The sequence below is a fragment of the Vibrio sp. QJM3NY_27 genome (assembly GCF_057785955.1).
This window is the reverse complement of sequence record NZ_CM173511.1, coordinates 3,243,779-3,264,450: the sequence shown is the minus strand read 5'-3', so window position 1 is coordinate 3,264,450 and position 20,672 is coordinate 3,243,779. Positions and strand designations below refer to the sequence as shown.

Annotated in this window: 20 protein-coding genes; 8 read left to right on the top strand and 12 right to left on the bottom strand. The window is 46.0% G+C overall.

The features are described 5' to 3' along the window. Positions 1 to 7: 7 nt before the first annotated feature. Entirely contained in the window at positions 8 to 970 is a 963-nt protein-coding gene (gene pfkA, locus AC3CIA_RS14705) for a 6-phosphofructokinase (RefSeq protein ID WP_004729705.1), read from the top strand. A gap of 147 nt (positions 971 to 1,117) precedes the next feature. Here pfkA and tpiA read toward each other — a convergent pair whose 3' ends face one another. Further along, positions 1,118 to 1,888, bottom strand: coding sequence for a triose-phosphate isomerase (gene tpiA / locus AC3CIA_RS14700; protein WP_004729704.1), 771 nt, complete (start codon positions 1,886 to 1,888; stop codon positions 1,118 to 1,120). A gap of 249 nt (positions 1,889 to 2,137) precedes the next feature. Here tpiA and AC3CIA_RS14695 point away from each other — a divergent pair, with 249 nt between their 5' ends. Continuing rightward, positions 2,138 to 2,485 (top strand): 5-carboxymethyl-2-hydroxymuconate Delta-isomerase, encoded by a 348-nt coding sequence (locus tag AC3CIA_RS14695; RefSeq protein ID WP_017077592.1) that lies wholly within the window; start codon positions 2,138 to 2,140, stop codon positions 2,483 to 2,485. A gap of 86 nt (positions 2,486 to 2,571) precedes the next feature. Beyond that, on the top strand, positions 2,572 to 2,994 hold the full coding sequence (locus AC3CIA_RS14690) for a DUF805 domain-containing protein (RefSeq protein ID WP_010435371.1): 423 nt from the start codon (positions 2,572 to 2,574) through the stop codon (positions 2,992 to 2,994). 115 nt (positions 2,995 to 3,109) lie between these two features. Here the strand turns inward: AC3CIA_RS14690 and AC3CIA_RS14685 are convergent, their stop codons facing one another. The 3 genes from AC3CIA_RS14685 to glpX all read right to left on the bottom strand — a co-directional run bounded on the left by AC3CIA_RS14685 (position 3,110) and on the right by glpX (position 5,350). After that, positions 3,110 to 3,457 (bottom strand): DUF3135 domain-containing protein, encoded by a 348-nt coding sequence (locus AC3CIA_RS14685; protein WP_017077594.1) that lies wholly within the window; start codon positions 3,455 to 3,457, stop codon positions 3,110 to 3,112. Positions 3,458 to 3,559: 102 nt separating this feature from the next. Continuing rightward, complete coding sequence (locus tag AC3CIA_RS14680; protein ID WP_054548230.1) at positions 3,560 to 4,180, bottom strand: helix-turn-helix transcriptional regulator; 621 nt, start codon at positions 4,178 to 4,180, stop codon at positions 3,560 to 3,562. Positions 4,181 to 4,342: 162 nt separating this feature from the next. Further along, positions 4,343 to 5,350 carry a class II fructose-bisphosphatase gene (gene glpX, locus AC3CIA_RS14675; protein ID WP_004729697.1) on the bottom strand — a complete coding sequence of 336 codons (1,008 nt, stop codon included), beginning with the start codon at positions 5,348 to 5,350 and terminating at the stop codon, positions 4,343 to 4,345. 324 nt (positions 5,351 to 5,674) lie between these two features. Between glpX and zapB the strand changes: the two genes are divergently transcribed. Next, positions 5,675 to 5,917, top strand: a complete 243-nt coding sequence (gene zapB, locus AC3CIA_RS14670; RefSeq protein ID WP_004729696.1) for a cell division protein ZapB — start codon at positions 5,675 to 5,677, stop codon at positions 5,915 to 5,917. Between the two features lie 112 nt (positions 5,918 to 6,029). On the opposite strand, the gene rraA is transcribed toward zapB, so the two are convergent. The 7 genes from rraA to priA all read right to left on the bottom strand — a co-directional run bounded on the left by rraA (position 6,030) and on the right by priA (position 13,967). After that, entirely contained in the window at positions 6,030 to 6,548 is a 519-nt protein-coding gene (gene rraA, locus AC3CIA_RS14665) for a ribonuclease E activity regulator RraA (protein ID WP_004729695.1), read from the bottom strand. Between the two features lie 73 nt (positions 6,549 to 6,621). Further along, a complete protein-coding gene (locus AC3CIA_RS14660) occupies positions 6,622 to 7,539 on the bottom strand; it encodes a 1,4-dihydroxy-2-naphthoate polyprenyltransferase (protein ID WP_017092186.1) in 918 nt (305 codons plus the stop codon). 155 nt (positions 7,540 to 7,694) lie between these two features. Next, on the bottom strand, positions 7,695 to 9,035 hold the full coding sequence (hslU, locus tag AC3CIA_RS14655; RefSeq protein ID WP_017077598.1) for an ATP-dependent protease ATPase subunit HslU: 1,341 nt from the start codon (positions 9,033 to 9,035) through the stop codon (positions 7,695 to 7,697). 58 nt (positions 9,036 to 9,093) lie between these two features. Next, positions 9,094 to 9,642 (bottom strand): ATP-dependent protease subunit HslV, encoded by a 549-nt coding sequence (hslV, locus tag AC3CIA_RS14650; protein WP_004729692.1) that lies wholly within the window; start codon positions 9,640 to 9,642, stop codon positions 9,094 to 9,096. Positions 9,643 to 9,864: 222 nt separating this feature from the next. After that, positions 9,865 to 10,398 carry a cell division protein FtsN gene (gene ftsN, locus AC3CIA_RS14645; RefSeq protein ID WP_065207417.1) on the bottom strand — a complete coding sequence of 178 codons (534 nt, stop codon included), beginning with the start codon at positions 10,396 to 10,398 and terminating at the stop codon, positions 9,865 to 9,867. A gap of 122 nt (positions 10,399 to 10,520) precedes the next feature. Further along, positions 10,521 to 11,525: a DNA-binding transcriptional regulator CytR gene (gene cytR / locus AC3CIA_RS14640; RefSeq protein WP_004729690.1), complete on the bottom strand. Its 1,005-nt coding sequence runs from the start codon at positions 11,523 to 11,525 to the stop codon at positions 10,521 to 10,523. 240 nt (positions 11,526 to 11,765) lie between these two features. Further along, on the bottom strand, positions 11,766 to 13,967 hold the full coding sequence (gene priA, locus AC3CIA_RS14635; protein ID WP_488518264.1) for a primosomal protein N': 2,202 nt from the start codon (positions 13,965 to 13,967) through the stop codon (positions 11,766 to 11,768). Positions 13,968 to 14,299: 332 nt separating this feature from the next. Here priA and rpmE point away from each other — a divergent pair, with 332 nt between their 5' ends. Beyond that, positions 14,300 to 14,518 carry a 50S ribosomal protein L31 gene (gene rpmE, locus AC3CIA_RS14630; RefSeq protein WP_004729688.1) on the top strand — a complete coding sequence of 73 codons (219 nt, stop codon included), beginning with the start codon at positions 14,300 to 14,302 and terminating at the stop codon, positions 14,516 to 14,518. 332 nt (positions 14,519 to 14,850) lie between these two features. Beyond that, entirely contained in the window at positions 14,851 to 16,140 is a 1,290-nt protein-coding gene (locus AC3CIA_RS14625; protein WP_054548226.1) for a malic enzyme-like NAD(P)-binding protein, read from the top strand. A 216-nt stretch (positions 16,141 to 16,356) separates the two neighbouring features. Here AC3CIA_RS14625 and metJ read toward each other — a convergent pair whose 3' ends face one another. Beyond that, entirely contained in the window at positions 16,357 to 16,677 is a 321-nt protein-coding gene (gene metJ, locus AC3CIA_RS14620; protein WP_004729686.1) for a met regulon transcriptional regulator MetJ, read from the bottom strand. 208 nt (positions 16,678 to 16,885) lie between these two features. Between metJ and AC3CIA_RS14615 the strand changes: the two genes are divergently transcribed. Next, a complete protein-coding gene (locus AC3CIA_RS14615; protein ID WP_029224093.1) occupies positions 16,886 to 18,067 on the top strand; it encodes an O-succinylhomoserine (thiol)-lyase in 1,182 nt (393 codons plus the stop codon). A 2-nt stretch (positions 18,068 to 18,069) separates the two neighbouring features. After that, a complete protein-coding gene (locus tag AC3CIA_RS14610; protein ID WP_102504181.1) occupies positions 18,070 to 20,481 on the top strand; it encodes a bifunctional aspartate kinase/homoserine dehydrogenase II in 2,412 nt (803 codons plus the stop codon). The last annotated feature ends 191 nt before the right edge of the window (positions 20,482 to 20,672 follow it).

The following is a 20,672-nucleotide window of genomic DNA, read 5'->3' as shown; positions in this document are numbered from 1 at the left end:
GGTGAGCATGATTAAGAAGATCGGTGTTTTGACCAGTGGTGGTGACGCTCCAGGCATGAACGCAGCAGTTCGTGGTGTAGTTCGTACTGCGCTATCAGTTGGCATTGAAGTTTACGGTATTTACGATGGCTACCAAGGCCTTGTTGAAGACCGTATCGAAAAGCTTGACCGTTCAAGCGTATCTGACGTGATCAACCGTGGTGGTACTTTCTTAGGTTCTGCACGTTTCCCTGAGTTCAAAGACGTTGCTGTTCGTGAGAAAGGCATCGAGAACCTTAAGAAGCACGGTATCGAAGCACTAGTTGTTATCGGTGGTGACGGTTCTTACATGGGTGCTAAGAAACTGACTGAGATGGGTTACCCATGTATCGGTCTTCCAGGCACAATCGATAACGATATCGCGGGTACTGACTACACAATCGGCTACCTAACAGCGCTTAACACTGTTATTGATTCAATCGACCGTCTACGTGACACGTCTTCTTCTCACCAACGTATTTCTATTGTTGAAATCATGGGCCGTCACTGTGGTGACCTTACGCTTATGTCAGCAATCGCGGGTGGCTGTGAGTACATCATCACACCTGAGACTGGCCTAGATAAAGATCAGCTTATCAGCAATATCCAAGATGGTATTGCGAAAGGTAAGAAGCACGCAATCATCGCTCTAACTGAGTTAATGATGGATGCGAATGAACTAGCGAAAGAAATCGAAGCTTCAACAGGTCGTGAAACTCGTGCAACGGTTCTTGGTCACATCCAACGTGGTGGTCGCCCGACTGCATTTGACCGTGTACTGGCTTCTCGCATGGGTAACTACGCTGTTCACCTTCTTCAAGAAGGCCACGGTGGTCGTTGTGTTGGTATCGAGAAAGAAGCGCTTGTTCACCACGACATCATCGACTGTATCGAGAACATGCAGAACCCAGACCGTTCTGAGCTGTTCCGCGTTGCAGAAGAGTTGTTCTAAACCACGCTTAGCATTTGCTTAAAAGTATTAAAAATCGCTGATTTATCAGCGGTTTTTTTGTGCCTGTTGTTTTGAAACCAAATTTCAGGCAATAAAAAAGGCCAACCTAAGTTGACCTTTCATTTAATCTAAACGGTGACGTTTAAATTAAGCTTTTGCTTCAGCTGCTGCTTTAGCGATAGCTGCGAAGCTTTTCGCGTCTAGCGCTGCGCCGCCAACTAGAGCACCGTCGATGTCTGGTTGTGCGAAGTAAGCTGCTGCGTTTTCTGGCTTAACAGAACCGCCGTATTGGATAACAACTTTCTTAGCAACGTCTTCAGATTTCTCTGCGATGTGTGCACGGATTTGAGCGTGGATGCGTTGTGCATCTTCAGCTGTAGCTGCTTTACCAGTACCGATAGCCCAGATTGGTTCGTAAGCGATGATAGCGCCTTCAAGAGCTTCAACACCTTGAGTGTTGATAACAGCGTCAAGTTGACGAGCACATACAGCAACAGTTTCGCCTGCTTCGTTTTGTGCATCAGACTCACCGATACAAAGAACTGGAGTTAGGCCGTTCTCTTTTAGGAATGCGAATTTCTTAGCAACGAATTCGTCAGACTCAGCGTGGTATTCACGACGCTCAGAGTGACCGATGATGATGTGAGATGCGCCGAACTCTTTAAGCATTGCTGGAGACATGTCGCCAGTGAATGCACCGCTGTTGTTTAGGTCAGAGTTTTGAGCACCTAGGATGATCGCGCTGCCCGCTTCAGTAAGCGTACGCTCAGCAAGATCAACGAAAAGTGCTGGTGGAGCAACTGCTACGTCTACGCCTGTTACGCCTTCAAGTTCAGCGTTAAGACCGTTTAGTAGATCAACAACCATTTCTTTGCTGCCGTTTAGTTTCCAGTTACCCATAACTACAGGATGACGCATAGGAATATCTCCAAAGTATTTAAATAAATCGAATGTAAAAAAGTAAACTTTATTACGAAATAATATAACAGAATAATATCAACAGATCATGACTGTGGTCATGACTTTCTTGGATCTTACTCAATGGTCAGAGTAGATTTTGAGCATATATCAGTGATCCGGCAGACAGAATAATAGCTAACTTCTCGGATTTTTCATCGTTAGTTGCTATTAAGGGACAAACGATTGCGTTAACAATAGGAAGTAATAATGCCGAATCTAGTTCTAGAGTACTCAAATTCAGTGGATGAGCGAGTGAATATCCAAGGTTTACTGGAAGACCTTCATCAAGTTACATTAAACTGTGGTTTGTTTGATGTACCTTCTGTGAAGTCTCGTTCACTGCGCTGTCATAACTGGTTGGTCGGTGATGAAGAGGACAATGTGGATTTTGTTCATATTAGCTTTGAGTTACTTTCAGGACGTACCGAAGAACAGAAAAGAGAATTGTCGCGTTTGTTGATGCAAACCTTACAAGAACAGGCAAGCCATATCCGTAGCCTAACGGTCAACATACGAGATATGGATAAAAGTTGCTTTCAGAAAGTGATGAACTAGCTAAAAAGAATCAACTAACTAAAAGTGATTAACTGACTATTTGCTGCTAACTTTTTGGTAGCGTATTAATTTTTTGAGTATTTAAGATGTCGATGAAAGATTTACTGCTCTCTTTCAAGGGGAGAATTGGTCGTAAGACTTACTGGATTTGGAATGTTTTCTACTATGTAGCGATTACTGGTTTTGCTTCCGGTATTTCTGTTCTGTTCCCTGCATATTCCTATATCCTGCTACCAATCTTCCTACTGTTGCTGGTTATCCCAGATCTTGCAATTACCGCTAAACGCTGGCACGACCGCAATAAGTCGAACTACTGGCTGTTGTTGAACGTGCCACTCGTGCTTGGGCGTTTGGCTTCGCCAATGGTAGCAACGACAACAGAGTCGGTATCGCCAGTTCACATGGCAGCAACGGTTGCAGCATTAGTATGTGGTTTATGGATTTTGATTGAATGTGGATTGCTCAAGGGAACTGAAGGCCGTAATGATTACGGTGACGACCCAGTGTAAAGATTGAATGATTGAGAAATAAGAAGGGAGCATTGTGCTCCCTTTTTTTTAAGGCGTTTTTCTTTGAATAGGTTTTTGTCGCTAGTCCATTTCAACGGTTAGTACATTTAAACAGCTAGTACATTTTTGGCTCTGTATTTGGCCTGAAAGGCACGACATTTTCAGGCAGAGATTCTTCAAAATCGCAGCGGCCTTTGAGTGCATCTTGGAATTTACAGACCTGACAGCGCAGCTCTTGCATCAGAACAACATTAGCGTGATGTGGATTCTTGCAGCGGCTGACGACTAAATCGATATGACTTTGTTGAGCGCGAAGCCTGTTTTGCATGGTCTCTGAGGCTGAGCAAATCATCTGTTCGCACATCTCGTGTTTGAATTGATCGAATGCTTTCGGATCGCTTTTCGCGAGTTGGACCAGTTCATCAAAAGGGGGCAGTTTTTGATTGGGCTGTGGATGTGCCATGATTCCTTCCTTAGCATTAAGCATGTTTCATATGCTTTAAGCTTAAGAAAGAAATTTGTACAAATTTTAATCTATTGGTGTTTTCTCAATATTGAGACAGGATCAGTAACTTGGCGTTAGGGTATAAGTACAACGACGCTCGCCAGTAATGATGTGTTCAGTGCGGCTCACATGACATTCATCTTTGAGTAATTCTTTGAAAACATTGAGCTCAGATTGGCACAGGCTAGGGCAGCGAGTTGCAGCTTTGCAGATAGGGCAGTGGTTCTCGATCAAGATGTAGTGATCGTCATGCTCTTGAAGTTCAGCCATGTAGCCTTCGTCTTCACGCAGCTGGGTGAGTTTTTTAAGCTTGCTGCTCAGCGATTCACAATCAGACAGCGCGGTTTGATATTGCTTAAGGGTGTGTTGTTCGCGCTCGGCCGCAACCTTAGCTAACCCCTCTTTACCAAACAGGTTCTCGACAGCATCGATCACTTGAATGGTGAGTTCACCGTGTCGATCTGAAAATTGACCATGGCCTTGTTGAGTCAGGGACCAGTGGCGAGTCGGGCGACCCACTTTTACTTTAACATCATGAAACGCAAGAATACCGTCATCTTCCAGACTTTGCAGATGTTGCCTTGCACCCATTGTCGTCATGCCAAATTCTTCTGACAACTGTTTCGCGGTTACCGCGCCTTGACGCTTAATGGTCTGTAAGATTTTGTCGCTTGTTTTCATACTATCTCTACCTCATGAACCTTACTATTATGAGGCAAGGTGTTTATAAAGCAAACCATTTACTATGGTGCAGGTGAAATGCACAGATTATTGATGACCAATAAAACAAAAGGCTGATACTTGGTATCAGCCTTCGAATGTTCTGCTTGAGCGAGTTTAGGTCTATAGGATGTGACCGATTACTTCTGGGTCTTTACGCTCTAGGTAATGGATAGATTTGATGCGGCGAATCGTACGGCAGCGACCACGGATAAGCAGTGTTTCTGTGGTTGCGATATTACCTGTACGTGTGATGCCCTCTAGAAGGTCACCCTTAGTAATGCCGGTTGCTGAGAATACAACGTTGTCGCTACGAGCCATGTCTTCCATCTTCAACACGATACCCGCTGTTACGCCCATTTCAGCACAACGCTCTAGTTCAAGCTCACCGTGCTTGCGGTTCTCTTCTGTATCACCTTTTACTTCATGGCGAGGAAGCAGACGAGCGTGCATGTCGCCGTCGAGTGCGCGAATAACCGCAGCCGAAACCACGCCTTCAGGCGCGCCGCCGATGCAGTACATTACGTCGACTTCGCTGTCTGGCATGCACGTGAGGATAGAAGCTGCAACATCACCGTCTGGCACTGCGAATACACGAACGCCCATCGCCTGCATGTCGGCAATCACTTGATCATGGCGTGGCTTAGCCAGTGTCGTTACTACCAGTGTATCGAGTGTTTTACCTAGTGCTTTCGCAATGTTTTCTAGGTTTTCTGTCAGCGGCAGTTCTAGGTCAATCACGCCTTTTGCGCCAGGACCAACAACCAATTTTTCCATGTACATGTCAGGTGCTTTTAGGAAGCTACCTTTTTCGCCTGCAGCCAAGACAGCCAATGCATTTGATTGACCCATTGCTGTCATGCGTGTCCCTTCAATTGGGTCAACGGCGATATCTACTGCATCACCGCCAATACCGACGTTTTCACCGATGTATAGCATAGGTGCATCATCGATCTCACCTTCGCCGATAACGATCTCGCCGCTAATTTCGGTTTTGTTCAGTAGGCTACGCATTACTTCTACAGCAGCGCCATCTGCAGCGTTTTTATCGCCGCGGCCAAGCCACTTGTAACCAGCTAGTGCTGCACCTTCAGTGACACGAGAGAATGACATTGCTAAATCGCGTTTCATGCGGACTCCAAAATTTTCAAAAGGGGAATAGAAATTTCGCGGCGAATTTTACCATATCCCAAAGGAAACGTTTGCCTTTTTGTTTTTTGGGGATTGCTCTTGATCAATTTGCGGGTGAAAACAGGTAATATTCATCAAAATAATCAGTCTGTTGTCGCGGTAGTAATAATTCACGTCAATATTCGGTAAAAAGCGCTGTTTTTTTCATCGAATGGCGCAAAATATCGAATATATTGAGTGTTTATCCTTGCTCTGCTGAGTAGAATGGGGAAATAAGTGGAGTAGACCTTCACCATCAAACGGATAACTTAAAGGTAGGCCAGAATGTCTTTTGAAGTACTAGAGCAGCTAGAAGCAAAAATTCAAACAGCAGTAGATACAATTGCACTTCTTCAAATGGAAGTGGAAGAGCTTAAAGAAGAGAAACAAGCACTAGCAACAGAAGCTGGTGAGCTTAAAGAAAGCCGTCACGAGCTAGAGCAAAAAACTCAGCAAATGCAGGAAGAGCATTCAGCGTGGCAAGATCGCATCCGTAACCTTCTTGGTAAAATGGATGACGTAGAGTAATTGACTCTTCAGATTTAAAAAAACGCCCGCTACTGAGTAGCGGGCGTTTTTGTTTGTATTCTTATGCTTCGTGTTCTTATGGTTTGTTTTATTATTTGAAGCTGAGTGAGAGTTACTCGATCTCTTCTTCTTCAACATCCAGATCAAGTTCTACATCTAAAGGCTCTGCCGAAAGAATAATGCCGGTGTTGTCAGCGTAGAGGTAATCTTCCGGTAAGAAGGTTACGCTGCCAAAGTTGACCGGTACGTCCAATTCGCCGACACCTTCTTGGCTCGCACCAACAGGGATAGAAGCCAAAGCCTGAATACCAATGTTCATGTCTTCTAGCTCATCGACTTCACGAACGCAGCCGTAAACCACAATACCTTCCCACTCATTGTCTTCGGCAAGTAGGGCAATCTCAGCATCGATCAGCGCTTTGCGTAGTGAGCCGCCACCATCGATTAACAACACACGTCCCAAGCCATCTTGCTCTAATACGGAGCGAATTAAAGCATTGTCTTCAAAACACTTTAATGTCGTGATCTGTCCTGCGAAGGATGCACGTCCACCGAAGTTGCTGAACATGGGCTCCACGACATCAACTTGATCCAAATATATGTCGCACAGTGCTGAAGTGTTGTATTCCATTAGTATACCTTTTGAACAATGAGCTTACTTTGAGTATATCGGTGCTTGATCCCTTTGCAATGATTAGTCTCATTTAACTCAATAGAGTTTGAGCTACGACAACCCCTGCAAACAATAGGTTAGTGACCAGTGAGCATTTCACAATCACCGGCATCATTGGTGCAATCTGCGCTGGTTTTTCGGTTTCCCAAACGGCCTTGCCATGCTTATAAACAATAATAATGCTCAGTAAAAACGGCAGGCTGATCCAGACTGGCTTTTCTTGAATCAGTAGGTAGATAGCGAAAGATGCAAGGGCGAGCCCAAGCAGTGCAAAATGATAGTGTTTGGCTTTGCGTTGCCCTAGGCGAACCGCCATGGTGCGCTTACCACATTCGCTGTCGTTCTCGATATCACGCATGTTGTTGATGTTGAGTACCGCAACCGCCATTAATCCACAGCCTAAAGCCGGAAGAAATAGGCTTGGCTCAACATGACCAGTGTGTAGGAAGTATGTGCCTGAAACGCCTAACAAACCGAAGAAGATAAATACCGATAAGTCGCCAAGGCCAATATAACCATAAGGTTTATTGCCCACGGTGTAAGCGATGGCAGCCATTATGGCTAATACGCCTAACGCGATGAAAGATAAGATGCTTTCAATCGAGGTTAAGGCATGAAAAATAAGAATCAGCCCAGCGAGCATGGTAAACACGATGTTGAGGATGATCGCTTGTTTCATGGTTTTCGCGGTCACCGCGCCGGATTGCATTGCGCGTGTTGGCCCCAGACGGTTTTCGTTGTCGGTGCCTTTTACTGCGTCGCCATAGTCATTGGCTAGGTTCGACAGAATTTGTAATAAGGTAGCAGTTAAAAAAGCCAGTAGGGCTATTGATAGAGAAAACTGACCGCCGGCGAATGCTAAACTACTTCCTGTAAGAATAGAGACAAGTGCGAGAGGCAGAGTTTTTGGTCGTGCGGCATCAAGCCAAATCAGTAGAGATTGTTTCATCGTAGGTCTAATTCTTTGTAAGTCTTCGTTTCAAACTGTGTTTTGAGTATACGCCCATTTTTCGGGTAATAAAAAGCCCACTCGAAAGTGGGCCTTGAATTCGCTTATTAGCTGCTATTTCTTTGAGATAGAGCAATAAGTTGGAGTTTTGTGTGCTACAGGATGAAGCGACTTAGGTCTTCGTCTTCCACGAGCTCACCAAGCTTAGATATTACATAAGCTTCATCAATCAGCAATTTACTGCCTGCTCGGTCTGTTGCGTCGAATGAAATCTCATCCATTAGGCGCTCCATGACGGTGTGCAGACGACGCGCACCGATGTTTTCAGTAGTTTCGTTCACACGCCATGCTGCGTCAGCAATTTGGTTGATACCATCTTCAGTGAACTCAATGCCGACATCTTCTGTTTTCATCAGGGCAATGTACTGTTCTGTCAGTGACGCCTTTGGTTCAGTAAGAATACGTTTGAAGTCATGTGCTGATAGTGCTTCAAGTTCTACACGGATTGGTAGACGACCTTGTAGTTCAGGGATCAGGTCTGATGGCTTAGCCACTTGGAATGCGCCTGAAGTGATAAACAAGATGTGGTCAGTTTTAACCATGCCGTGCTTCGTTGATACTGTGCTGCCTTCGATTAGAGGCAGTAGGTCGCGCTGAACACCTTCACGAGATACGTCTGGGCCTGAGCTGTCGCCACGCTTACAGATTTTGTCGATCTCATCGATGAATACGATGCCGTTGTTTTCAGCGTTGAAGATCGCGCTCTCTTTTAGCTCTTCTTGGTTCACAAGCTTCGCAGCTTCTTCTTCCGTCAGTGCTTTGAATGCGTCTTTGATTTTCATCTTACGTTTTTTCTTGGTGTCGCCCGCTAGGTTTTGGAACATGCCTTGCAGCTGGTTGGTCATCTCTTCCATACCCGGAGGTGACATGATTTCAACGCCCATTTGCGGTGCGGCTACATCAACTTCGATCTCTTTGTCGTCTAGCTTACCTTCACGCAGTTTCTTGCGGAAAATCTGACGCGTGTTTGAAGATGTGGTGTCTTCCGTTGATTGCTCGTTCTGACCCCAAGCATCACGTGCTGGTGGTAGAAGGGCATCAAGAATGCGTTCTTCAGCTTGTTCTTCAGCGCGGTACTGTACTTTTTCCATCGCTTGTTGGTGCGTCATCTTGATCGCAACGTCCGTTAGATCACGGATGATGGTCTCAACTTCTTTACCAACGTAGCCAACTTCGGTGAACTTAGTCGCTTCTACCTTGATGAATGGCGCATTAGCGAGTTTCGCTAGACGGCGAGCAATTTCAGTTTTACCCACACCCGTTGGGCCAATCATCAGGATGTTTTTTGGCGAAACTTCAACACGCAGGCTTTCTTCAAGCTGCATACGACGCCAGCGGTTACGTAGAGCGATAGCCACTGAACGCTTAGCGTTGTCTTGGCCGATAATGTGGCGATTGAGTTCGTGAACAATTTCGCGAGGAGTCATCTCAGACATGGTTTTTCCTTAATTCTTTAATCACTGTTGAATACAACGTTATTGATGGAAGCGGTCGTTACTCTGGCTTTGGCAGCTCAACGGTGCTTTCTAGTTCTTCAATAGTGTGGTGATGGTTGGTGAATACACAGATATCGCCAGCTATGTTCAGCGACTTTTCTGCGATTTCACGCGCATCTAAATCAGTATTTTCTAATAGTGCAGTCGCTGCTGCTTGAGCGAAGTTACCGCCCGAACCGATCGCAATCAGGTCGTTCTCTGGTTGAACGACGTCACCGTTACCAGTAATGATCAGCGAAGCGGTTTCATCCGCGACTGCTAGCAGTGCTTCTAATTTACGTAGAGCACGGTCGCTACGCCAATCCTTCGCCAGCTCAACGGCAGCTTTGGTTAGGTGGCCTTGGTGCATTTGCAGCTTGCTTTCAAATTTTTCGAATAGCGTGAAAGCATCTGCCGTACCGCCAGCAAAACCTGCCAGTACTTTATTGTTGTATAGGCGACGTACTTTACGGGCATTGCCCTTCATTACAGTATTGCCTAGAGATACTTGTCCATCACCCGCGATGACGACTTTATTATTACGACGTACAGATACAATGGTAGTCACGAGTAGGGCCTCTTAATATTTCTTATCTTTGGGTATAAAAAGTATATGAGGATGGTGCTCGGATAATTCAAGGAAGGGCGAGTGATGTCGCGCAACTTATCGGCGGAAGTTGTAAGGAAAACTGACTAAAGGGAGTAAATAAAAGAAAACCTCCACAATGGGAGGCTTTCGGAGTTTGGTTTTCGGCTTTTGCTAAGATTAAGGCTGCGACTATCGCTAAATCTAATCGGTGTCTTTCCAAATAGCGCAAGGTTCGATTTTCGCCCGTTGCAGCTTATGGCGATCTCGCTCTGCATCTCGCTTCAATTTGTATGGCCCTAGAACCACACGGTACCAGCTACTGCCGTCTTTTTTACGGATTTCACTCGAGATACCTTGGAACGCAATATCTAACTTGCGCGTTTCTGCCTGTGCTGACGTTTTGTAAGCGCCACACTGCATCACGTAAGGGATCTTAGAGATCTCTTGTTCTTTGGCTTTAACTTCAATCTCGCGGCTTGGCAGCGTTTCAACGTAGTCCCACTTCTCTTCAGGAGGTGGTGGAATCACTTTCGCTGGTTTTGGCTTAGGTTTTGGTTTGGTTACCACTGGAGTTGGCGGCTCAGGATCATTACTCAATAAGTAAAGTCCATAACCAAAACCACCGGCAAGGAGGATCGCCAAAAGACCACTGCGCCAAGGTTTACGGCGAGGGGCTTGTTTCTTGGTCGGTTTTTTCGTGCCACGACCGCGCTTTACATAATCTCTATTAGCCACAAGACAATTCAATAGTTGCTGATTCTGTCCTCATGGTAATCCAGATTGCGCGAGGATAATAGTGCAGAAATGGAAGCGGCACATCAAAATGTGCCGCAGATTTATAAGGGTATTTCTGAGGGTTACATTCGAGGTGGTGCGGTGCTGCCTCTAACGACTAATTTAGCTTCAAGCAGACGCGAACCTGCTTGCACATCGTTGCCCTTCAATAGGTCAAGCATCATCAACATCGCTTGGCGTCCAATCTCATAACGAGGCTGAGAAATAGTGGTTAGTGGTGGATCGCAGTATTGAGCGAATTGGATGTCATCAAAGCCAACAATCGATAGGTCTTGAGGAACACGTAAACCTAGCTTCTTCGCTTCTTGAATCGCACCAATCGCCATCGCATCGTTATGACAGAAGATCGCTGTAGGTTGTTCAGGAAGTGCAAGTAATTGACGAACCGCTTGCGCACCCGCTTCAAAGGTGAAATCGCCCACCGTGCTGTAAGCTGGGTTCATTGATACTCCAGCGCGGCGCAATGCTTGTTGGTAGCCTTGTTGACGGAACTTACACAGGGTTGCAGTCGTTGGTCCAGAGATCTGAGCGATGCGCTTATGACCTAACTGAGCGAGGTAATTCACGGCTTCAAATGCAGAGGTTAGGTTGTCGATGTGAACCGTTGGCAGTTCAAGCTCAGGTGCGAATTCACACGCCATAACCATTGGCGGTAAGTTCTTTTGCTCAGGCTTACTGACATCAAATGGATGATCAGTGCCAAGCAGTAGCATACCGTCTGCTTGTTTTGTGAAGACCAAGTTAACAAATGAAGACTCACGCTTCTTTTGTTGACCACTGTCACCCAGTAGAACGAGGTAGTCATTCTCTACAGCGGCATCTTCGATACCACGAATGATTTCGGCGAAGTAAGGGTCACAGATGTCAGGAACGATAGTAATGATGGTTTTTGATTCGTTGCGACGTAAATTTCTAGCTAATGTATTGGGTGAGTATCCAGCTTCAAGTACTGCTGTCTCAACTCGTTTACGAGTCGAAACCGAGACTTTTTCAGGGTTCATCAATGCACGTGATACTGTTGCCGTTGAGACGCCTGCTAGCTGGGCAACATCCTTCATTGTCGCCATAAATTAAACCCTCTTTTAAGTTCCTTTGTCGCCTAAGTATTTAAGGCGTGAATAATTAATACAATCGGATAGATATTATGAAAGTGTTGCTAACACTTTTTTTATTGCAATATTTTATTCGTTTCATCCGTGTAAAGTTACGGCTAGATTAACAAAAATCACATGACTAGTGTGAGGTTGCTCACGAGAAATATGAAATATTTGTGAACAAACTTATCATTAGTTTTAACCCAAGTAGGTTTAGCTCAAATCTTGCGGCTCAATATCGAGTGACCAACGGACTTTTTTCGCAGCAGGTAACATATTAATTGCCGGCTTCGCACTCATTAATAACTTCTGCATTAACGAACGAGTCTGAGTTTGTAGAATCAACTGCCAGCGTGATTTGCCCGCTCGCTTGGCCAGTGGCGCTGGGGTGGGGCCTAGAACCATGCAATATTGGTCAAACAAGGGGTGCGATTCTAATGTATGACGAACCTGACGCAAGAACTCTTCCACCAAATGTGTGTCATTGGCTTCCGCTCTAAATAGAGTCATAAAGGTATAAGGTGGCAGCATCGCTTGTTTACGCTCGGCCAATGCGGTTTGGGCAAAGTGGTTATAGTCTTTGTGCAGCAACGCTTGTAACAAGCCATGTTCTGGATGGTGAGTTTGTAAGATAACCTCACCCGGCTTACTGGCACGGCCTGCTCGACCGGCGACTTGAGTAAACAGTTGCGCCAACCGTTCAGAGGCGCGGAAGTCACTACTATATAAAGAGGCGTCCACATCCAATAACGCCACAAGTGTCACGTCAGGAAAGTGGTGGCCTTTAGCAAGCATCTGTGTACCGATAAGAATTTGGTATTCACCTTTACGAATCGACTCGAGCGCACTTTCTAAGCTGCCTTTGCGGCGGGTGCTGTCTCGGTCAATACGAATGGTTTTGTATTCAGGGAATAGCTGACCAAGTTGAGCCTCTAGCTGTTCGGTACCAACACCCACCGTCACTAAGTTCGCTGAACCACAGCCTTGGCAATTGTGCACGATATGCTGCTGAGAACCACAGTGGTGACAGCGCATCTCATTGCTGTACTGGTGATAGGTGTAGTAGGCATCACAACGCTTACATTCCGCTGTCCAACCACAATCGTGACACATCAATGCGGGAGAGAACCCACGGCGGTTGAGAAACAACATCACTTGGTTGCCCGCTTTGAGGTGTCTTTGCATTTCAGCAATCAACGACGCAGACAAGCCACTTTCTAGATATTCACCCTTCACATCCAACACTTTATTGGTGGTCGGCAGCGCGACACCCGCACGTGAGGTCAGGGTGAGGTAACTGTATTTACCGATCTGAGCGTTGTGCAGCGTTTCAAAGGCCGGAGTCGCCGAGCCTAACACAACCGGAATCTGCGCTTTATGAGCACGCATGATCGCGACATCACGAGCGTGGTAGCGTAGGCTATCTTGCTGCTTATAAGAGGCGTCGTGCTCTTCATCGACAATGATAATTCCCAGATCAGCGAACGGCGTGAACAGAGCCGAGCGCGTACCAATCACAATGCCCGCTATTTTGTCACGTGCTGATAACCAAGCATTCAATCGTTCAGAATCGTTTAATCCAGAGTGAATCACCTCAACAGGCACATTAAAACGACGCTTAAAGCGATTAATCGTTTGTGGAGTGAGGCCTATTTCCGGTACCAAGACTAATGCTTGTTTACCTTGCTTGAGAATCGGCTTGATCATATTGAGGTAGACTTCGGTTTTACCTGAGCCGGTAACCCCCTCTAGCAAGAAGCAACTAAAATCGGTTTGGCTATTTACTGTCGCAATCGCGATCGCTTGTTCAGCATTGAGCTTCGGCTTGTCTTGTTCGTTTTCAAGTTCAACTGGCCATGGCTGGCGCTTTGGCTTTTTCTCTACCGACTCAATCCAACCTTTCTCTTCCAACGTTTTAAGCACTGCGCTGCCTACTTCCTCGTCAATGAATTCTTGATGAGGAACAGGGCCGTGCTCAAGCATGTGCATCACTTTGGCTTGCTTAACCGCACGACCAAAGCCTTGCATCAGTTGATCTCTGCCTGATGGGGTCAATTGCCACTCAACCAGCGTTGCGAAGTCGGCAGCTTTGCCTTTTCGTAAAGCGCTTGGTAGAGCATTAGCCAAGGTTTCACCCAGTGGATACTGATAGAACTGGCTGCACCATACCAAGAGTGAGTAGACCGATTCTGGCCAAACAGGTTGGTTGTCTAATAAGGCTTTAATGGGCTTGAGCTTGTCTAGATCGAATTCAGATTCGTTAACCAGAGCTGTAACAATACCTGTTAAGGTTTGTCGTCCAAAAGGCACAGAGACTCGTCCACCAATAATCGGGAATAGGTGGTTAGGAATCTTGTAATCGAACTGCTTGTCTAGTGGAACAGGCAGTGCCACGCGGGCAATCATTGGACGCATAAAGGGACAGCTTTATCTGAGTTGACGAGAGCGAACAGTCTAATGGATAAGGGCGTTAAATTCGAGGAGCAGTTTGGATGAGAGTATCGAGTTAACGCAGGAAGATAACGAGAGCCCGAAATCTCAGGCCGACAAAGGAAATAAAAGAGGCTATTGGTGAAAAATGTATCAAATCAGTTGATCCTGCCTTATAGATTCATTACTATACTGCGCCTTAAAGGTATGGCTTTATCGCAGTTTAGTGATGCAGCGGTGTCTTTATTTTATTTTTTAACTACGTGTGGTGTACGGCTTAGAATCGTATAGCGACACGGCCTACTTGAGGTTATCCCATGAAAACTGGTATCCACCCAGAATACAAAGCAGTTTCTGCAACTTGTTCTTGCGGCAACACATTTGAGTTCAACTCAACGCTTGCAAAAGAATCTATCCACCTAGACGTATGTGACAAATGTCACCCATTCTACACTGGTAAGCAACGTATCGTAGATACTGGCGGCCGTGTTGATCGCTTCAACAAGCGTTTCGGTGCTCTTTCTAGCAAGAAGTAATTCTCGCTATTTAGACATAAAAAGGACACTTCGGTGTCCTTTTTTGTTGCCTGAAATTTAAGAAAATGCTGAATCATATTCAACCATCAACTTCTCGAAAACGACAGGCAAACCGCTTGAGTTTTGTTTCATAACTTACACCCAATACTCCATTCTCGAAATCCGCTCGAAAGTTCAACAAGCGACAGTAATTTCAACTGCTCACTGGTCTTATTAGTAGTGAAATCTCGTTTTTTAATGAGACAGAGGCTTTAACCACCTAGGAACTTTGAAGTACATCTATTAACATGAACAAGATCCCCCAAATAATAATATCCTAGGAACCTACACCTATGTCTGAAGACAGCCGCCAAGATCAATCCTCTCAAGCGTTATCGCCTCAAGAACAATTCCGTCAGCAAGCTCTTGATTACCATGAGTTCCCAATTCCAGGCAAAATAGCCGTAGCACTGACGAAGCCTGCAAATTCTGCAGAAGACCTAGCACTTGCATACAGCCCAGGCGTGGCTGAGCCTGTTCGCGAGATCGCACAGAACGTTGATAACGTTTATAAGTACACAGGTAAAGGCAACATGGTTGCAGTTATCTCTAACGGTACAGCGATTCTTGGCCTAGGTAACCTTGGCCCTATTGCTTCTAAACCTGTTATGGAAGGTAAAGCGCTATTGTTTAAGCGTTTTGCTGGTTTAGATTCTATCGATATTGAAGTAAAACACCGCACAATCGATGAGTTCGTTGATACGGTTGCGAATATCGCAGATACATTCGGTGGTATTAATCTAGAAGACATCAAAGCACCTGACTGTTTTGAGATTGAGCGTCGCCTGATTGAGCGTTGTGATGTCCCTGTTTTTCACGATGACCAACACGGTACAGCGATTGTAACGGCTGCAGGTATGCTGAACGCGATTGAGCTTCAAGGTAAGAAGCTTGAAGAGTGTAAGATCGTTTGTTTAGGTGCTGGCGCAGCGGCGGTTGCTTGTATGGAACTGCTGATCAAGTGTGGCGCTCAGCGTGAGAAGATTTACATGCTTGACCGTAAAGGTGTAATCCACACTCGTCGTGAAGACCTGAATGAATACAAAGCGCTATTCGCAAATAACACGGACAAGCGCACGCTTGAAGATGTTATCGAAGGCGCTGACTTGTTCTTGGGCGTATCAGGTCCTAACCTGCTACCAGCTAAAGCACTCACGCTGATGGCTGATAAGCCTGTTGTGTTTGCATGTTCAAACCCAGATCCAGAGATCAAGCCAGAGCTTGCTCATGAAGTTCGTTCTGACCTTATCATGGGTACAGGCCGTAGCGATTACCCGAACCAAGTAAACAACGTACTTTGTTTCCCATTCATTTTCCGTGGTGCGCTTGATGTGCGTGCGAGCGAAATCAATGATGAGATGAAGCTGGCTGCGGTTAAAGCGATTCGTGAACTAGCGAAAGAAGAAGTTCCGGCTGAAGTACTCGCCGCTGCAGGTGAGACTGCACTGGAGTTTGGTAAAGGCTACATCATTCCTAAGCCAATGGACCCACGTCTACTTCCTCGCGTAGCAAAAGCGGTTGCAGTAGCGGCCGTTGAATCTGGCGTAGCTCGTATTGAGATGCCTGCTAACTATATGGCTTAATGCTTTAATAATTTAATAGCTTAATAGCTTAATAGCTTAATAGCTTAATAGCTGTTGCTCTATTGAGCGAAAAAGAATAATAAAAAACCGACTCATAGGAGTCGGTTTTTTTTATGTCTATCATTCACAGAGCAGCTACCGATAACGTAGTGGGTGATGTGACAAATAAGGTTCAGCTATAGCGAATCAATATTGAAGGCAGTGACTGAGTTGTTTTTATTCTTCGTCAAACGCTTCGAATTCGATACCCATCTCTGTCATCAGCTTTTTCACTTCAGTCGGGATGTCGTCTGGACGGTCTTTACGGAGATCTTCATCCGTTGGCAGTGGTTGGCCTGTGTACGCATGTAGAAAGGCTTCGCACAGTAGCTCACTGTTTGTTGCATGGCGTAGGTTATTAATCTGGCGGCGAGTGCGCTCGTCAGTAAGAACCTTTAACACTTTTAGAGGGATAGAAACTGTAATTTTTTTTACTTGTTCGCTTTTCTTTCCATGCTCAGCATATGGGCTTATGTATTCACCATTCCAGTCGGCCATTGCGTACCTTCATCACTTTAGTTGTTAGAATAAATTAATAGTGGTGATTTTAGCGGGATTTACTGCCATAAGCAAAGACATATAGACGTCCAGAAGTGTTGACGTCTCACGTTTATGAAAGTAAAGTGAATAACATATATCTAACACAGCCGCAGAATGCCGACAAGCCGCTGTGATTCTCAGACGCAAAACTTGTAAGGAAGCACCTATGAGCAGCCGGAAGCCAGCAACAATCGCAGTACGTACTGGTATCGAGTCAGACACGCAACACCATGCCGTTGTCCCACCTATTTATCTTTCGACTAACTATGGGTTTCCCGCTTTTGGTGAAGTGCCAAAGTACGATTACACCCGTTCTGGTAACCCAAATCGTGGTTTATTAGAAACGGCATTGTTTGAGCTTGAGTCTGGCAAAGGTGCAGTGGTGACTAACTGCGGTACTTCGGCGCTTAACTTATGGGTTTCGGCTTTCTTAGGTGGCGATGATCTTATTATCGCTCCGCACGACTGCTACGGCGGTACTTACCGCCTGTTTAATACCCGCTCGTTAAAAGGTGACTTCAAAGTTTTGTTCGTTGATCAATCGGATCAAGCAGCGTTGGATGCGGCGATCGCGCTCAAGCCAAAGTTGATCTTAATAGAAACGCCATCGAACCCGTTGGTTCGTGTGGTTGATATTGCAGAGACTTGCCGTAAAGCGAAAGAGGTTGGTGCTCTGGTTGCTGTCGATAACACGTTTTTGACGCCGGTGTTCCAAAAGCCTTTAGAGCTGGGTGCTGATTTTGTTATCCACTCAACCACCAAATACATCAACGGACACTCAGATGTTATTGGTGGCGTTGTCGTGACGAAAACTGAAGAGCACGCTGAAGAGCTTGCATGGTGGGGCAACTGTATTGGTGCGACCGGCACACCATTTGATAGTTACATGACTCTACGTGGTATTCGTACGCTAGGTGCACGTATGCGTGTTCACGAAGAGAGTTCACGTGAAATTCTGACAGCGCTGCAACAACAAGATCTGGTGGGCACTATTTACCACCCAAGCCTTCCTGAACACCCAGGTCACGAGATCGCGAAGAAACAGCAGTTGGGCTTTGGTTCCATGCTGAGCTTTGAGTTTGCGGGCTCTTTTGAAGCGCTTAAATATTTTGTCGATAAGTTAGAGCTATTTTCTTTGGCTGAATCACTGGGTGGTGTTGAAAGCCTGATTTGTCACCCTGCGTCGATGACTCACCGTGCGATGGGCGAAGAAGCATTGGCAGAAGCGGGTGTTTCTCAACAATTACTGCGCCTTTCTGTTGGCCTTGAAGATGCGGAAGACCTAATCGACGATCTCAAGCAAGCGTTTGAAAAAACACAACGCTTTATCGCTGAAGGGGAGGCTTAATAATGGCAACCTTTCGCCAGCTACATAAATTTGGTGGCAGCAGTTTAGCGAACCCTGAATGTTACCAACGCGTGGTCAACATTCTTAGAGAATATTCATCAGCGACGGATTTGGTGGTGGTATCGGCCGCAGGTAAAACAACCAACCGCTTAATTGAGTTTGTCGAAGCGCTCGACAAAGATGGTCGTATTGCTCATGAATGCCTGCAAACCCTTCGTCAGTTTCAACTTGAACTGATTGAGGCTCTGCTTGAAGGTGAAGCCGCCTCGCAACTAACGGCAACCATCCAACAAGAATTTACCGCTTTGGGTGAGCTAACGGCTCCCTTGAGTGAAGCACAAAAAGCACAAGTACTGGGTCATGGTGAGGTTTGGTCTTCACGTTTGTTGGCGACGTTGTTGTGCCAGCATGACTTACAAGCAGTTGCTCAAGATGCACGTGCCTTTTTACGTGCAGAAGCGGGTGCTCAACCTGAAGTTGACCGCGCACGCTCTTATCCTCTGATTAAAGAAGCCTTGGCGCAGCATGCACATTGTCGCGTGGTAATTACTGGCTTTATGGCTCAGAACTGCGAAGGCGAAACGGTGCTGCTTGGGCGTAACGGTTCGGATTACTCTGCAACTGTTATTGGTGCTCTAGCTGAAGTTGAACGCGTGACAATCTGGAGTGATGTGGCGGGCGTATACAGCGCAGATCCTCGTTTGGTTTCGGATGCGTGTTTATTACCTCTGCTTCGCCTTGATGAAGCCAGTGAATTAGCTCGTCTTGCGGCTCCAGTGCTACACAGTCGAACGCTACAGCCTGTCGCTCAAAGTGCCATGGATCTCAGCTTGCGCTGCAGCTACCAGCCGGAGGCGGGCTCTACACAGATAGAGCGAGTACTGGCATCGGGGCGCGGTGCAAAAATTATTACCTCTTTGGATGAAGTTCTTATCGTGCAACTGACCTTTGGTCACGGCCATGATTTCGACCGTCTGGAGAGTGAAGTCCTTGAAGGGCTTAAGCGTGCTCAATTAGAGCCGCTTGCTTATGAATTAGAACCCGATCAACACTGCTTGCGCCTTGCTTACACGGAAGAGATCGCTGGTGGTGCATTAGAATATCTACAAGACCACGCGATTGAAGCTGAGATTAAACTGAAAGAAGGTTTTTCTCTGATTGCTGCAGTGGGGGCGGGTGTGACTAAGAACCCGAACCATTGCTACGGTTTCTACCAACAGCTCAAGAGCTCGCCAGTAGAGTTCATCTCAGAAGCGAACTCAGGCTTAAGCTTGGTGGCCGTGATTCGTAAGAGTGAAACATCAAGCCTAGTGAAAGGCATTCATTCTCAACTGTTCCAAGCTCAGAAGCGTGTTGCGATTGCCTTGTGTGGTAAGGGCAATATTGGCTCAAGTTGGTTAAGCCTGTTTTCAGAGCAAAAAGCGGAACTTGAAAAGCGTCGTGGGATGAACTTTGAATTGGTTGCGGTGGTTGATAGCCAAACCTATTGGTTCGACGATCAAGGCATTGATGCGACTTCAGTTGGTAAACGTTTTGATGATGAAGCGATTGCCAACAATGGTAACGACTGGCTAGAGCGTTTAGGTTCTATTCAGGGTTACGATGAAGCGGTAATACTCGATGTAACTGCAAGCCCTGTGCTTGCTGCAAAATACCTACAAATTGCACAACAAGGTATCCACCTGATCTCGGCTAACAAGGTGGCAGGATCTGCATCGAGCGAGTATTACCATCAGGTACAAGATGCTTTCGCTAAGATCAGCCGCCACTGGCTGTACAACGCGACAGTGGGTGCTGGTTTACCTATCAACCACACTGTGCGAGACCTGCGTGAGAGCGGTGACGATATCATTGCGTTATCAGGCATCTTCTCTGGCACTCTATCTTGGTTGTTCCAACAGTTTGATGGCACGGTGCCGTTCAGCGAGTTAGTCGACTTAGCGTGGCAACAAGGCCTGACTGAACCGGACCCGCGTGCTGACCTTGATGGTTCAGACGTCATGCGTAAGCTGGTGATTCTGGCGCGTGAATCCGGTTTGGATATCGAACCTGAAAACGTAAAAGTGGAATCGCTCGTACCTGCAGAGCTGCAAGATCTATCAGTGGATGACTTCTTCGATAAAGCTTCTGTTCTAAGCGAAGAGTTAGCTGAGCGTTTAGAGAAAGCGCACTCTCAACAGAAAGTTCTGCGTTACGTAGCGCGTTTGGAGAAGAATGGTAAAGCAACCGTAGGCGTTGAAGCACTGTCTAAAGAGCACGCTCTGGCGAACTTGTTGCCTTGCGATAATATCTTTGCGATTGAGAGTAAATGGTACAAAGATAATCCATTAGTTATCCGTGGCCCGGGTGCAGGTCGTGAAGTAACAGCGGGCGCAATTCAATCTGATCTAAACAGAATGTCGAGTCTGTTTTGATACTTAGAGCGGTTGGCTTAATAGTCAGAGCGATTGGTTGAATAGTCAGATCAATTGGTTTAATACTCAAATTAATTGGTTTAGTACGTAAATAGCATACTATTCACTAAGATAAATAAGGCTGAAAGCACGATGTGTTTGTCAGCCTTTTTTCTACATTATTTCTGCTTTGCGACCCATCTAACGACTTG